Origin of the sequence: Pseudonocardia nematodicida (assembly GCF_040105385.1) — a bacterium.
GTDB classification, from domain to species: Bacteria; Actinomycetota; Actinomycetes; order Mycobacteriales; family Pseudonocardiaceae; genus Pseudonocardia; species Pseudonocardia nematodicida.
On record NZ_JBEDNQ010000001.1, the window covers coordinates 704,952 to 719,070 of the forward strand.

At 75.4% G+C, this 14,119-nt stretch carries 12 protein-coding genes; 5 read left to right on the forward strand and 7 right to left on the reverse strand.

The genetic code is table 11. The annotated features are described in order from the left end of the window. Positions 1 to 12 precede the first annotated feature (12 nt). Genes WIS52_RS03270 through WIS52_RS03280 form a run of 3 tightly spaced genes read right to left on the reverse strand, consistent with a single transcriptional unit; the run spans position 13 to position 3,783 of the window. Positions 13 to 1,095 (reverse strand): ABC transporter ATP-binding protein, encoded by a 1,083-nt coding sequence (locus tag WIS52_RS03270; RefSeq protein WP_349296554.1) that lies wholly within the window; start codon positions 1,093 to 1,095, stop codon positions 13 to 15. Beyond that, positions 1,092 to 2,708, reverse strand: coding sequence for an ABC transporter permease (locus WIS52_RS03275; protein ID WP_349296555.1), 1,617 nt, complete (start codon positions 2,706 to 2,708; stop codon positions 1,092 to 1,094). The genes WIS52_RS03270 and WIS52_RS03275 overlap by 4 nt, the downstream gene beginning before the upstream one ends. 34 nt (positions 2,709 to 2,742) lie before the next feature. Next, positions 2,743 to 3,783: an iron ABC transporter substrate-binding protein gene (locus WIS52_RS03280; protein WP_349296556.1), complete on the reverse strand. Its 1,041-nt coding sequence runs from the start codon at positions 3,781 to 3,783 to the stop codon at positions 2,743 to 2,745. Between the two features lie 132 nt (positions 3,784 to 3,915). Between WIS52_RS03280 and WIS52_RS03285 the strand changes: the two genes are divergently transcribed. The 4 genes from WIS52_RS03285 to WIS52_RS03300 all read left to right on the forward strand — a co-directional run bounded on the left by WIS52_RS03285 (position 3,916) and on the right by WIS52_RS03300 (position 8,750). Further along, on the forward strand, positions 3,916 to 4,560 hold the full coding sequence (locus WIS52_RS03285; protein ID WP_349296557.1) for a response regulator transcription factor: 645 nt from the start codon (positions 3,916 to 3,918) through the stop codon (positions 4,558 to 4,560). A gap of 13 nt (positions 4,561 to 4,573) precedes the next feature. Next, positions 4,574 to 5,947, forward strand: a complete 1,374-nt coding sequence (locus tag WIS52_RS03290; protein ID WP_349296558.1) for a sensor histidine kinase — start codon at positions 4,574 to 4,576, stop codon at positions 5,945 to 5,947. A gap of 99 nt (positions 5,948 to 6,046) precedes the next feature. After that, positions 6,047 to 8,119 carry an MFS transporter gene (locus WIS52_RS03295; RefSeq protein WP_349296559.1) on the forward strand — a complete coding sequence of 691 codons (2,073 nt, stop codon included), beginning with the start codon at positions 6,047 to 6,049 and terminating at the stop codon, positions 8,117 to 8,119. Next, positions 8,109 to 8,750, forward strand: a complete 642-nt coding sequence (locus tag WIS52_RS03300) for an acyl-CoA-like ligand-binding transcription factor (protein ID WP_349296560.1) — start codon at positions 8,109 to 8,111, stop codon at positions 8,748 to 8,750. The genes WIS52_RS03295 and WIS52_RS03300 overlap by 11 nt, the downstream gene beginning before the upstream one ends. A 22-nt stretch (positions 8,751 to 8,772) precedes the next feature. On the opposite strand, the gene WIS52_RS03305 is transcribed toward WIS52_RS03300, so the two are convergent. After that, positions 8,773 to 9,366, reverse strand: a complete 594-nt coding sequence (locus tag WIS52_RS03305; protein WP_349296561.1) for an Rv1733c family protein — start codon at positions 9,364 to 9,366, stop codon at positions 8,773 to 8,775. A gap of 306 nt (positions 9,367 to 9,672) precedes the next feature. Between WIS52_RS03305 and WIS52_RS03310 the strand changes: the two genes are divergently transcribed. Continuing rightward, complete coding sequence (locus WIS52_RS03310) at positions 9,673 to 10,254, forward strand: L,D-transpeptidase (RefSeq protein ID WP_349296562.1); 582 nt, start codon at positions 9,673 to 9,675, stop codon at positions 10,252 to 10,254. 7 nt (positions 10,255 to 10,261) lie between these two features. Here the strand turns inward: WIS52_RS03310 and WIS52_RS03315 are convergent, their stop codons facing one another. The 3 genes from WIS52_RS03315 to WIS52_RS03325 form a co-directional block, all read right to left on the reverse strand. Next, positions 10,262 to 11,596, reverse strand: a complete 1,335-nt coding sequence (locus WIS52_RS03315) for an MFS transporter (RefSeq protein WP_349296563.1) — start codon at positions 11,594 to 11,596, stop codon at positions 10,262 to 10,264. A gap of 305 nt (positions 11,597 to 11,901) precedes the next feature. Next, positions 11,902 to 12,414 carry a peptide-methionine (S)-S-oxide reductase MsrA gene (gene msrA / locus WIS52_RS03320; protein WP_349296564.1) on the reverse strand — a complete coding sequence of 171 codons (513 nt, stop codon included), beginning with the start codon at positions 12,412 to 12,414 and terminating at the stop codon, positions 11,902 to 11,904. A gap of 156 nt (positions 12,415 to 12,570) precedes the next feature. Then, complete coding sequence (locus tag WIS52_RS03325; protein WP_349296565.1) at positions 12,571 to 14,058, reverse strand: AI-2E family transporter; 1,488 nt, start codon at positions 14,056 to 14,058, stop codon at positions 12,571 to 12,573. Positions 14,059 to 14,119: the final 61 nt, after the last annotated feature.

The following is a 14,119-nucleotide window of genomic DNA, read 5'->3' on the forward strand; positions in this document are numbered from 1 at the left end:
CATACAGAAAGGTCAGGTGCGCGGCACCACGTGCACGGGGCCGTCGGCGTGGACCCGGCACCGGTCCCCCGGCCGCCACTGCCCGTCCGCGCCGGTCCGGATGCGGACCACCGGCCCGTTCCCGGTGTCCTGCTCGGGCCGGGCCGTCACCAGCACCGCGTCCCCGAGGAACTCCACGTGCTCGACGACGGCCGGGGCACCGCGTCCCGCCGGACCGGCGATCCGCAGCCCCTCGGGCCGCAGCACGGCGACCACCTCCGCCGTGCCGTCCCGGCCGCGGGAGGACGCGGGAGCCCCGGCGATCGCCGCGGAGCCGAGCGCCGTCGTCACCCGCCCGCCGGCGGCCTGGCCGGGCAGCAGCGCGGCGTCCCCGACGAAGGCCGCGACCCGGGCCGTGGCCGGACGTGCGTAGAGCTCGCGCGGACCCGCGGTCTGCTCCAGGCGGCCGTCGTGCAGGACCGCGACCCGGTCGCTCACCGACAACGCCTCGCGCCGGTCGTGGGTGATCAGCACCGCGGTGCTCCCGGCCGCCCGCAGCGCCGCGACGGCGTCGCCCCGGACCTGCTCGCGCAGGCCGGCGTCGAGCGCGGAGAACGGCTCGTCGAGCAGCACCACCGACGGCCGCGGCGCGAGCGCGCGGGCCAGCGCCACCCGGCGCCGCTCGCCACCGGAGAGCTGGTGCGGCATCCGGTCCGCCTTGCCGGTCAGCCCGACCAGCTCGAGCAGCTCGCGCACCCGCTCCCGGGCCCCCGACCGCGCGGCGCGGTCGACGCGCAGCCGGGCAAGGCCGGCCGGCAGCAGTCCGAAGCCGACGTTCCCGGCGACGTCGAGATGGGAGAACAGCGCCCCCTCCTGCGGCACCAGGCCGACCCGACGGCGTTCGGGTGCGACGCCGGTGACGTCCTCGCCGGCCAGGTGCACCGCGCCGGCGTCCGGCCGGTGCAGCCCGGCGACCACGCGCAGCAACGTCGTCTTCCCGCTGCCGCTGGCCCCGAGCACCGAGACCAGCTCCCCCGGCCCGGCCTCGAGGTCGACACCGTGCAGCACCGGGACTCCCCCGTACCCGGCCACGATCCCCCGCACGTGCAGGCTCACGAACCCCTCGTCTCCCCGGGACGTTCGGTCCCGGCCCGCACCAGCAGCGCCGCCGGCACGCAGGCCAGCAGCAGCAGCGCCAGGGCCGCCGGTGCGGCCGCCCCGTAGGACCCCATCGACGTCTGCGCCCACAGCTGCGTGGCCAGGGTGTCCACCCCGGTCGGGCGCAGCATCAACGTCGCCGGCAGCTCCTTCATCGCCGTCACCATCACCAGCAGACCCCCCGCCGCGACGCCCGGCCACGCCTGCCGCACGGTGACCGTCCACCAGGTCGCCGAGGCGGACCGGCCCAGCGTGCGGGACACCTCCTCGGCCTCCACCGGCACCCGCTCCACAGCGGACCGGGTCGCGCCGAGCGCCTTGGGCAGGAACAGCACGGCGTAGGCGAACACCAGCACCGGCGCGGTCTGGTAGAGCCACGGCACCGCGGTGAGGGAGAAGAACACCAGCGACAGCCCCACGACGACGCCCGGCAGCCCCTGCCCGAGATAGGCCGTCGACTCGACCGCGGCGACGGTCCGGCTCCGGTACCGCGCCGCGAGCACGCCGACCGGCAGCGCCATGAGCACCGCCAGCAGCGCGGCCCCGCCGGCGAGCAGCAGCGTCGAGCGGGCCGCCGCCAGCAGTCGCAGCCAGTCGACGTCCACCCCGCCGGCGGCGACGATCCGGCCGACCAGCGCCGCGGGCGGCCCGAGCAGGGTGATCGCGGCGACCGACCCGAGGCCGGTCACCGCCAGCGCGGTGCCGGCCGGCCCGAGCCGGACGGGCCCGGCGCGCTGCACCGCGGTCGTCGCCCGGGCCCGGGTCCAGCGCCGCCGGGCCACCCGCTCGGCGAGCACCAGCAGCAGGGTCAGCACCGCGAGGACCATCGCGGTCACCGCGGCGCCGGTCCGGTCGATCGTGCCCTCGTAGGCGGCCTGCACCGCCCAGGTGAACGACTCGTAGCGCAGGAGCGCGGGCGCGCCGAAGTCGGAGAGCGTGTACAGCGCGGCGAGCAGCGTCCCGGCCAGCGCCGCCGGCAGCGCCTGCGGGAGCGTGACCCGGCAGAACGCCCCCACCGGGCCGCGCCCCAGGGTGCGCGCGGCGTCCTCCGGCCCGGTGTCGGCGGCACGCAGGGCGGCCGCGGCGGGCAGCGTCACGTACGGGGTGCAGGCCAGCACCAGCACGACGACCAGCGGGACCAGCCCGCGGGCGTCCGGCCGCACCGCGAGCACCGCGAACGCCAGCAGGTAGGACGGCACCGCCAGCGGCAGCGCGGCCAGCACCCACCACAGCCCGGGCCGCGGCAGCCGCACCCGGGCCAGCAGCGTCGCGGTCAGCAGTCCGAGGACCAGACAGCCCCCGGCCACGCACGCGACGAGCAGTCCGGAGTTGACGGCGAGGACGACCGTGCGGTCCCGGGCGAGCAGCGCCAGGACCCGCTCGGGATCGGCGTCGACGACCCGCACCACCAGCCACACCAGGGGCAACGCGGCCAGCGCCGCGACGACGACCGACAGTCCGAGCAGGACGCGGGGCGGGCGGCGGCGCGGCGACGGGCCCGCCGGAACGCGGGGTTCCGGCGGGCCCGTAGGTGACACCGCGCGATCGGCGGCATCCGTGCGCAGGAGCATCAGGCTCCAGTGTCCGGCACGGCGGGCACCGGGCTCACAGCATCCCCACCTCGGTCATCATCTGCGTGGTGGCGTCCAGGTCGTCCAGGTCGGACAGATCGATCTGCGGCGCCTGCAGCTCGGCGAGCGCGGGCACGCCCTCCGGCCCGGTCACGCCCTCGATCAGCGGGTACTCGCCGGTCTCGGTGGCGAAGTACTCCTGGGCCGTCGGCGACACCAGGAACTGCACCAGCTGCAGCGCCTCGGGCGACTCGGCGGCTCCACTCAGGATCCCGACGCCGGTCACATTCACCAGCGCGCTCGCGGTGCCCGGGGCGCCGAACTTCATCGCGGTGTTCGGCGGCGTGGTCTCGGCGGCCACGTAGTAGTAGTGGTTGATCAGTCCGGCGTCGACGGTCCCGGCGTCGACCGCGTCCAGGATCGCGCCGTTGCGCGGGAAGATCTGCGGGTCGTTGGCGTTCAGGTCGGTCAGCCACTGCCGGGCGGCGTCGTCGCCGTCGGTCACCCGCATCGCGGTGACGAACGCCTGGAACGACGCGTTGGTGGGGGCGATCCCGAACCGGCCGCGCCAGGCGGGGTCGGTGAACTCCTTCACGTCGGCCGGGACCTCGGCCTCGTCGACGGAGGTGTTGTAGGCGACGACCCGGGCCCGACCGGTCAGCCCGACCCAGGACCCGTCGGTCGAGGTGTACTCCGCCGGGACCGCACCGGTGACGTCGTCGGGCAGGGTGCTGAACGCGCCCGCACCGGACAGGGCACCCAGGGCGCCGGCGTCCTGGGACAGGAAGACCTGCGCCGGGGTCGCGTCGCCCTCCTCGGCGAGCTGGGCGGCCATCTCGGTGGTCGAACCGTAGCGGGTGTCGACGGTGATCCCGGACTCCTGCTGGAACTGCTCGAGCAGCGGGCCGACCAGCTCCTCGTCGCGGCCCGAGTACAGGGTCAGCGTGCCCGTGCCCTCCTCCGCCGGTGCGGGTTCGGCCGCGCTGTCGGCCGCACCGCCGCCGCAGGCGGCGAGGGTCAGGGAGACGGCGAGGAAGGCGCCGGCGAGCGCGCTGCGCCGTGTCGATCGGGTCACGTCAGGGTCCTCCGTGGATCTGCAGGTCAGCCCGGAACGTCGGGAGTGTCCGATCACTCCCCTTCCGGGCGAGGGCAGGCTAACCTCTGCTGAGGATCTGCGGATCTCCCGAGAATTGAGGGGGTACCGGCCGTGACCGGGGTGTTCCTGGTGGACGACCACCGGTCGTTCACCGACCTGCTGGCGCTGGGGCTCGGCGTGCAGCCCGGCCTCGACGTCGTCGGCGTCGCGCACAGTGCGGACGACGCCCGCGCTGCGCTCGGCGGTGCGGACGACGCCCGCGCCGTGCTCGGCCGGGTCGCGCCCGACGTCGTCGTGCTCGACGTGCGGCTCCCGGGCGGCGGGCTGACCCTGCTCCCCGACGTCCGCGCCGCCGGAGCCCGCGCCCTGGTCCTGACCGCACACCCCCGCCCCGGGCCGGCCCGCCGGGCCCGGGATCTCGGCGCCGCCGGGTTCCTCGGCAAGGACACCCCGCTGCCCGGGATCGTCGCCGCGATCCGGACGGTGGCCGCGGGCGGGTCGGCGCACGGCACGCCCGCCGAGGTGCCGCACCTCACCCCGCGCGAGCAGGAGGTCCTCGACGGGCTGGCCCGCGGCCGGGACGTGACCGCCCTGGCCACCGTGCTCGGCCTGTCCGGGCACACCGTGCGCGACCACGTCCGCGCGCTGCTCGGCAAGCTCGGCGCCCGGTCCCAGCTCGAGGCGGTCGTCGCCGCCGAGCGGGTCGGTCTGGTCGCGTTCGACCCCGAGGGCGAGCCGGCCGCGGACGCGCGGTGAGCACGGGGTCGGTGTGAGCACGGTCGGCCGCACCCTGCTGCGGCACGCGCTGGTGACGGCGGGCGCGGTGGTGATGGTCTGCGGCCTGGTCGCCGCCGGCGTCTGGTGGATCGCCCACGACGAGGCGGAGCGTCGCGCCGAGCAGGTCTCACGCCGGGTCGCCGAGGCGGTCGTCGTGCCGCTGGCCGACCGGGACCTGGCCGCCGCGAGTCCGGAGGCACGCGAACGGCTGCTCGACGACCTCGAGCCGTTCCGCACGGTCGGCATGGTGTCTCGGGTCAAGGTCTGGCTGGTCGAGGGCCCGTCGGCGCGGGTGGTGTTCTCCGACGAGCCCCGGATCGAGGGCCTGACCCGCCGCTTCGACCCGGACCTGGCCGCCCGGCTCGACGGCGGGGCCGCCGTCGTCCTGGCCGTGCCGGACGACCCGGAGCACCGCTTCGAGCGCGGCGGCGGCCAACGCGAGGTCTTCCTCGGGTTCACCGACTCCGCCGGGCGCCCGGCCCGCCTCGAGGTCTACGTGCCCGTCGACGTCGAGGGCGCCACCGGGCGGGCCGTCGGCCTACTCGTCCCGCCGGTGGTCGGCGGGCTGCTGGCGATCGCGCTGGCGGTCCTGCCGCTGTCGGTGGCCCTGGCCCGCCGCCGGGAACGCGACCGCGCCGAGCGCCGCGACGCCGCCCTGTACGGCCTCGCCGCCGGCGAGCTGGCCCGGCGCGACCTGGCCCGGCGCCTGCACGACGACGTCCTGCCCGGGCTCGCGTCGGCCGGCCTGATGCTGGACCTCGCCACGGCCCGGCCCGAGCTCGTCGGCCGGGCGCGGGCGACCGTCGGCGACGGCGTCGTGCGGATCCGGTCGGTACTCGACGGCCTGGTCCCCGACGACGTCGACGCCGTCTCACTGCCCGAGGCGCTGCGGCGCCTGGCCGAGCGCGACGACGATCTCGCCGCCCCGGACCCGCCCGGTCACGACCGGGCGAGTGGCGCCGTCCCCGGTGCCCCCGGTGGAAGCCCGTCCCACGGTGGTCCGGCGGGCGCGGGTCCGGAGGTGACGATCCTGGTCGACGCCCCCGGACCGGACACCGCGTCGCGGCTCGGCGACGACGTGGCGGCACTGCTGCACCGCATCACCGGCGAGCTGTTGCGCAACGTCCGGGCCCACGCGTCGGCGTCGCGGGCGGCGGTGACGCTCGGCGTCACGGGAGACCACGCCCGGCTGACCGTCGCGGACGACGGCCGGGGCTTCGACCCCACCGCGCCCGCCGGGCCGGGTCACATCGGACTGGCCCTGGTGCGCCGGGCCACCGAGGAGGCGGGCGGACGGGTGACGGTCCGCAGCTCCGCCGGCGCCGGCACCGCCGTCACGGTGGATCTCCCCACCACCCCGCGCTGACCACGCCGCGCGACCGGTGGGGCGGAACGTGCACGGTGTGCGCAGACGCACGTTCGGCAAACTTGCAGTCCGTGCACGTTCTTCGGCTAATATCGTTGCGTGACGTCAAGTACCCGCCGCTCCCCCGAGGAGTCCGCCGCGCACCGGCGGACCGTGATCCTCCCGCTCACCGGCCTGCTGATGGCGCTGTTCATCGGCGTGCTGTCCAGCACGATCGTCGGCAACGCGCTGCCGCGGATCCTGGGCGATCTCGGCGGGACCCAGGCCGAGTACACGTGGGTGGTCACCGCGGCGCTGCTGGCCATGACGGCGTCGACCCCGATCTGGGGCAAGCTCGCCGACCTCTACAGCAAGAAGGTCCTGGTGCAGTCCGCGATCGGGATCTTCCTGATCGGGTCACTGCTCGCCGGGCTGGCCGTGTCGACGTCGCAGCTGATCGGCTTCCGGGTGCTGCAGGGCCTGGGCATGGGCGGGCTGCAGGCGCTCACCCAGGTGGTCATGGCCGCGATCATCACCCCGCGCGAGCGCGGCCGGTACATGGGCTACCTGTCGGCGATCATGTCGGTCGCGGTCGTCGGCGGCCCGCTGATCGGCGGGATCATCGTGGATTCCCCGCTGGGCTGGCGCTGGTGCTTCTTCGTCGGTGTCCCGCTCGCCGCGATCTCGCTGGTGGTGCTGCAGCGGACGCTGAACGTACCCACCCTCATCCGCGACGACATCAGGATCGACTACCTCGGCGCGCTGCTGATCGCCGCCGGCGTCTCGGCTCTGCTGCTGTGGATCTCGCTCGGCGGCACACAGTTCGCCTGGGCCTCACCGACCTCGTTCGCGATCGTCGGGGCGGGGCTGGCGCTGCTGACGCTCGCCGTCGTCGTCGAGCGGCGGGCTGCGGACCCGGTCGTGCCGCCGTTCCTGTTCCGCGACCGCACCGTCGTGCTGGCGACCGTGGCGAGCATCTTCGTCGGCGTCGCGATGTTCGGGTCGACGATCTTCCTGTCCCAGTACTTCCAGCTCGCCCGCGGTGCGACCGCGACCGAGGCGGGCCTGCTGACCCTGCCGATGATCGTCGGCATGTTCACCGCCTCCACCGTGGTCGGGCAGCTGATCACCCGGACCGGGCGGTGGAAGCGCTACCTCGTCGGCGGTGCCGCGCTGCTGGTGGCCGGCCTCGCCGCGGGCGCCGCGGTGATCTCCTCGACGGTGCCGTACTGGCAGGTCGCGGTGGCGATGGGCCTGGTCGGCCTGGGCGTCGGCGCCACCCAGCAGAACCTGGTGCTGGCCGTGCAGAACACCGTCTCGTTGCGGCACATGGGCGCGGCGAGCGCGACGGTGACGTTCTTCCGGTCGGTGGGCGGCTCGGTCGGCGTCGCCGGGCTGGGCGCGCTGCTGGCGGCCTCGGTCGGCAGCCGGACAGCCGACGGGCTGGCCGCTGCCGGTGCCAGCGAGGGCGCCGAGGCGGTCGGCGGCGGCCAGGTGCCGAACCTGGCCGAGCTCCCCGAGCCCGTGCGCACGATCGTCATGGAGTCCTACGGGCACGCGACCGCGACGATCTTCCTGGTCGCCGCGCCGCTGGCGGTGCTGGCCCTGATCGCGATCATGGCCCTGCGCGAGGTGCCCCTGCGGGAGACCCTGGACCTGGCGCCGGAGCCGGCCGGGACCGATGCGGCCTCCGCCGCGGTCCTGCCCGACGAGCGCGGCACCGCCGGCGCCGCGGACGCGAGCCGGGGACGCGCCACGACCGGATCCGGCGACCCCACCGGTCCCCGTGAGCTCGTCGGCGTCGCCGGCCGGGTGTCCGAGCCGGTGCTGCACGGCATCGTGCGGGCCGACGGTGCCCCCGCCGCGGGCGCGGTGCTCACCGTGCTCGACGCGGGCGGTGACGAGCTCGCCCGGACCCGGGCCGACGCCGACGGCCACTACCGGATCTGCGTCGCGACCGGCACCGTGTCCACGGTGTACCGCTGGGACGGCTACCCCGCCGCGCACCGGGTGACGGTGCCGCATGAGGGGCTGCGGCTCGACGTCGACCTGTCCCCCGCCCCCGGCGGGGACCGCGGCGACGACACCGGTACGACGGGACGGCCCCGGGTCGTCACCGTGATCGAGCAGCCGGCCCGGGACCGCAGCGACACACCGGGCGCCGACAGCGTGGGGGCCGACCGTGGGCGCTGAGCAGACGGATCTCAGGGCGCTGCCGGAACCGGGACGGCGGGAGCGCAAGAAGGCGGCCACCCGCGCCGCGCTGGCGGCGGCGGCGCTGCGGCTGTGCAGCGAGCGCGGGCCCGAGCACGTGACGATCGAGCAGATCGCCGATGTGGCCGACGTCGCGCCGCGTACCTTCTTCAACTACTTCGCCTCCAAGGAGGAGGCGGTGGTCGCCGGCGACGGGGCCTCCGCGATCACCCTCGTCGAGGCCTTCGTGGCCCGCCCCGGCGACGAGCCGGTCATCGAGTCCCTGCGGCACGCGCTGCGCGCGGTGGTCAGCGAGCCGGGCTACCGGGACCGGGTGCTGCGGATGCGCACCCTGCGGGGTCACCCGACGCTGGTCGCCCACCAGCTGGCCGCGTTCATGGCCCGCGAGCGGGCACTGGCCGAGGCGATCGCCGTCCGTACCGGCAGCGACCCGGCCCGGGACCTGTACCCGGCGCTGGTCGCCTCGGCCACCATCGCCGGGATGCGGGTCGCGGTGCAGCACTGGCTGGGTGACCACGGCACCGACCCGCGCGATCCTGATCTCGAGGAGCTCGTCGACGAGGTCATGGCGCTGTTCGACACCGGTCTGCGGGCGGTCGCACGGACCTGAGCGGGGCGGGCCCCGCCGGGGCCTAGCGGGCCCGGCGGCCCGACCACGCCGGTTCGACGCGCGCCCAGTCCAGGTCCCACGCGCGGCCGATCCGGACCGCGGTCCACCGGGACACGAGCCACCACCCGGCGGCGACGACCACACCCGCGCAGAGGACGGCGAGCAGGCCCGCGGCGCCGGCGGCGGTCAGCGCGTCGTCCCCGGTCGCCGGGGCGGACACCAGCTCGCCACCGGGTCCGGTCCACACCCTGACGCCCTCTCCGATGTCGTGGACGCCGGGCAGGACGGTCTCCGCGCTCCGCACCTCGCCGTCGGGCGCGGTCCAGGTGACGGTGTGCATCTGGTGGGCGATGTGCAGCTCCGACAGGACCGGCACGCCGCCGGACACGGTGGCCTCCACGGCGGTCCGCTCGGCCGCCTCGGCGGCTCCGCGGTGCGCGACGGCATCGTGCACCGACGACCCGATCAGCCAGCCGGTCGCGAGCCCGACGACCAGGAGCAGGCCGAGCAGTACCGAGAACAGGTCCGCCCAGCGGCCGGTCCGGCGGCGGAGCAGTTCGGCCTCGCCCCGCGTGGACCGGGACCGGGCACGGTCCGGCTGGCCCGCAGTGCGCATCGTCTCTCCTCACAACGGTGACGGACCGCAACGGCAGGCCCGGCCATCGAGGATCACCCGCGGGCCCGTCCCCGGACACGCGGTCGGGACGAGGATCACGGGTGACGCAGATCCCTCGCGTCGAACACGTTCCGTGAAACGACGTGTCGTCGCGGTAACCGTACCGGTCGTCGCGGCCGGCCCGTCGCTCGTCGCCCGGTCCTGCAGCGGGACAACCGCAGGCACCGACGTGGCGTCTGATCCGGCGTCGACCGCGCACGTCACCCGCCCGGGTGGACACGTGCACGACGGAGGGATGTGGCGCCCATGCGTGACCCGCAGCGTGACCGGCCGGGACGACGGCGGCGGCGGGCCCGTGCCGCGGTGACCGGCCTGGCCCTGGTGGCCGGTCTCGGCCTGGGCGGCACCGCGATCGCCGGCGGCGACCCGGAGCAGAGCCGGGTCGCCCGCGACGCGCACGCCGAACCCGCCGCCCCCGGGACGCCGTGCTCGGTGTCGGTGCAGGCCTGCGTCGATCTCGAGACCGGCGAGGCGTGGCTGGTCTCGGACGGCGAGGTGGCCCGCGGACCGGTGACCGTCACGACCGGCGGGGCCGGCGAGGAGACCCCGGTCGGCCACTCGTTCCGGGTGTACCGCAAGGAGATCGACCACCGCAGCGGCGAGTTCGACGGCCCGGACGGGCAGCCCGCGCGGATGCCGTACTCGGTGTTCTTCGCCGACGGCGGGATCGCGTTCCACGGCGGTGACCTCACCCGCGAGTCGGCCGGGTGCGTGAAGCTGGGTCACGAGGACGCGGAGGCCTTCTTCGCCGCCCTCGAGATCGGCGACAAGGTCCAGGTCGTGCACGGGTCGGTCGAGCGGGAGCACCGCACGCAGGCCCGCGGCTGAGAACCGCTCAGACCGGGACCGGGCCGTGCGGGTGCTCCCGGTCGACGACGACGGCGTGCGCGTGCGTCCACCCGCGCGCGGCGGGCCGCAGACCCGGCCCCGACAGGTGCCCGTCCGGGGTGTCCGGGCCGTGCCGGTGCCGGACGTGGTCGCCGCCGAGGGCGGGCCAGGCGCGGGCCGCGACGAGCGTGGCGGCCGCGGCGAGCACCGCGAGCGTGGTCCAGGCGGCCCCGAACCCGGCGCCCGCGGCGAGCCATCCGGTGAGCGGGTAGGTGAGCAGCCAGCAGGCGTGCGAGAGCGAGAACTGCGCGGCGAACAGCGCCGGACGCTGCGCGGGCGCGCAGCAGCGGCGCAGCACCCGGCCGGTGGTCACGCCGATCCAGCCGGGCCCGAACCCGATCAGCGCCCAGGCCACCGTGGCGGCCGGCCAGGACGGTGCCGCGGCCACCCCCAGTGCCGCGAGCGTCCCGGCGACGGCGATCCCGGCTCCGGCCAGCATCACGACCCTGTCCCCGGCCCGGCGGGCCAGGCGCGGGGCGCACAGCGCCGCGGCCCCCGCCCCGGCCCCGGTGACGGCCAGCAGCAGGCCGACGTCGCCGTCGTCGCCGCCGAGCAGGTCGCGGACCACGTTCACCGTGGTCACCAGCGAGATCGCCCCGGCCGTGGCGACGACGAGGTTCAGCGCGAGCAGTGCCCGCAGTTGCGGCGTGGCGCGGAACAGCCGCATCCCGACGGCCAGCCGCGCCCCGAACCCGCCGTGCGCGGTTCGGCGCACCGCGGGGACGGCGGTGGCGGCCACCAGCGCCGCCGAGGCCAGGAACCCGGCGGAGGTCCAGCCGAACAGCGCCGACGGGGCGAGGACCAGCAGGGCCGCGGCGGCGAGCAGCGGGCTGAGGACGGCCTCGGCGCTCATCGCGACCTGCGACGCCGACAGCGCTCGGGCGTAGTCCCCCTCGTCGGGCAGCAGGTCGGGAAGGACCGACTGGAACACCGGGGTGAACGTCGCCGACGCCGCCTGCAGCACGGCGATCAGCACGAACACCTGCCACACCTGGGTCACCCAGGGCAGGGTCAGCACGACGGCCGCGCGCACCAGGTCCGCGCCGGCCATCAGCCGTCGCCGCGGCACCCGGTCCGCGACCGCACCGACCAGCGGGGCGACCAGGACGTAGGCCGCCATCTTCACCGCGAGCGCGGCACCGAGCACCGCGCTCGCCCGCGGCCCGGCCAGGTCGTAGGCGAGCAGCCCGAGTGCGACGGTCGCGACCCCGGTACCGAGCAGCGCGACCACCTGCGCGATGAACAGATTCCGGTAGCGCGCATTCCGGAGAAGCGATCCCACGGACGCACCGTAAAGGCGTGAAACCGGTTGCGTCGACGGATCACCTGCCAGTTCCGGGCAGTTCCGATCCGGTGGCCGGAAGCAGGTCACGGCTGTCGCACACCCTGCTCCGACCTGCACGGAGCCCGTCCGCGCAGGTGATCCACCCATCCCCCGCAGCCCGTACTCGTGACGCTTTGGTTCGGTCATGCCGAACTAAAGCGTCATGAGTACGGGCGGGCGATGGTGACGATCACATCCACCGGAAGAGGGGAACGGGCGCCCGTTCCCCGAGGGGACGGGCGCCCGATGCGACGCGGCGGCGATCAGCCGGTCGTCGCGGACCGCTTCGGCAGCACCCAGTGCGGACGCGGGAAGTGGCAGGTGTAGCCGTACGGGAACTTCTGCAGGTAGTCCTGGTGCTCGGGCTCGGCCTCCCAGAAGTCCCCGGCGGGCTCGACGTCAGTGGTCGCCCGTCCCGGCCAGAGCCCGGAGGCGTCGACGTCGGCGATCGTGTCCAGCGCGACCCTCTTCTGCTCGTCGGTCGTGGAGAAGATCGCGGACCGGTAGCTGCGGCCGACGTCGTTGCCCTGCCGGTCCTTCGTCGTCGGGTCGTGGATCTGGAAGAAGAACTCCAGGATCTCCCGGTACGAGATGACCTGCGGGTCGAAGACGATCTCGACCGCCTCGGCGTGGTCGCCGTGGTTGCGGTAGGTCGCGTTCGGGGTGCGGTCATCGCCGGAGTAGCCGACCCGGGTGGAGACGATCCCGGGGCGCTCCCGGAGCAGTTCCTGGACCCCCCAGAAGCAGCCGCCGGCCAGGATCGCGGTCTCGGTCATCGCACAAGCCTCCGTATGTCGGGTTCCGCGGGAGTCAACGTGGCGTACCCGCCCGATGTTCCGGCGAACCCGGCGCCGCGGGCCCGGCCCGGGCGGTCCGGATGTCGGATCCCCGTCGGCTCGGTGGTCCGGGCACGTCCGGGACGCCGGCGCGGCTCAGCTGTCGGGGCGCCCGGTGGACGGCCGGCCCGACCCCGTCGGCTCGCCCTGCGCCACGTCGTTGCCGTCGGAGCCGGCGACCGTGTCCGGTCCGGGCCCGGATGCCGCGTCGGACCCGGCACCGTCGTGTGCGGGATCCGCGCCGTCCCGCGGCGCGGGCGGCGCAGCGGGCTCCGGCGACGCAGCAGGCTCGGGCGACACAGCGAGCTCGGGCGACACAGCAGGCTCGGGCGACACAGCGAGCTCGGGCGACACAGCAGGCTCGGGCGACACAGCGGGCTCCGGCGACGCACCGCCCGGCTCCCCCTCCTCCTGGGCCACGAGCCGCTGGTCCCGAAGGTCGATCTGCTCGCCGAGGTACCGCAGCACCACCGCGATCACGGCGGCGACCGGCACCGCCAGGAAGGCGCCGCCGATCCCGCCGAGCGACCCACCGGCGGTCACCGCCAGCAGCACGACCGCCCCGTGCAGGCGCAGGCTCTGCCCCTGAAGGTACGGCTGCAGGACGTTGCCCTCCACCTGCTGCACCACGATGATCAGGATCAGGACCAGGATCGCCGTCGTGAAGCCCTGGGTGACCAGTGCGATCAGCACGGCCAGCGCGCCCGCGACGAACGCGCCGACGATCGGGATGAACCCGCCGATGAACGTCAGCACGGCCAGCGGAAGCGCCAGCGGGATGCTCAGCAGCACCAGCCCGATCCCGATGAACACCGCATCGATCAGGCTGACCAGGGCCTGCACCCGGATGAACCCGCCGAGCGCCGCCCAGACCCGGGAGAGGACCTCGCTCAGGTGACCGCCCGCGGTGCGCCCGGTGATCGAGACCAGCCAGGGCAGGAAGCGCGGGCCGTCCTTGACGAAGAAGAAGGTGAGCACCAGCGCCAGCACGGCGCTGAGCAGGCCGGACGCGACGGTTCCCACGCCGGTGAGCACGCCGCCCGCGATGGATGCCGCGCTCTGCTGCAGGTACTGCGTGACGGTGGTGACGATGTCGCCGAGCTGGCTGTCGCCCAGGTTCAGCGGCGGGCCGGACACCCATTGCTGGATCTGTCCCAGCCCGGTGACGACCCCGTCCGCGATCTGCTGGGTCTGCCCGGCCACCGACGGCGCGATGCTCACGATCAGGCCGGTGATCGCGCCGAGGGCGACGAGGAGCACGACCATCGACGCCAGCGCCGGTGGCACCCTGCGGCGGATCATCCAGGCAGCCGGGGGACGGAGCACGGTGGTGAGCAGCATCGCCAGCACCACCGGCCAGGCGATCACCCAGAACGTGCCGATCACGTAGCCGATGGCCACCACACCGACCGCGATCAGTACGAGCCGCAGGCTCCAGGCCGCCATCCAGGTCAGGCCGCCGCCGATGACCGCCCCCCGGCTCGCCACCTGCCCGACGGGCGCCGGGCTCAGCAGCGAGCCGCCGGCCGGGTCCCGGCGGGGAGCGGCGCCGTCGTTCCGCGCAGGCTGCGACCGCGACTTCATGGCGCACTCCGTTTCGTGCCGGTGACTGTCCGGCGAAACCCTATCCGCGACCGGTGCCGGT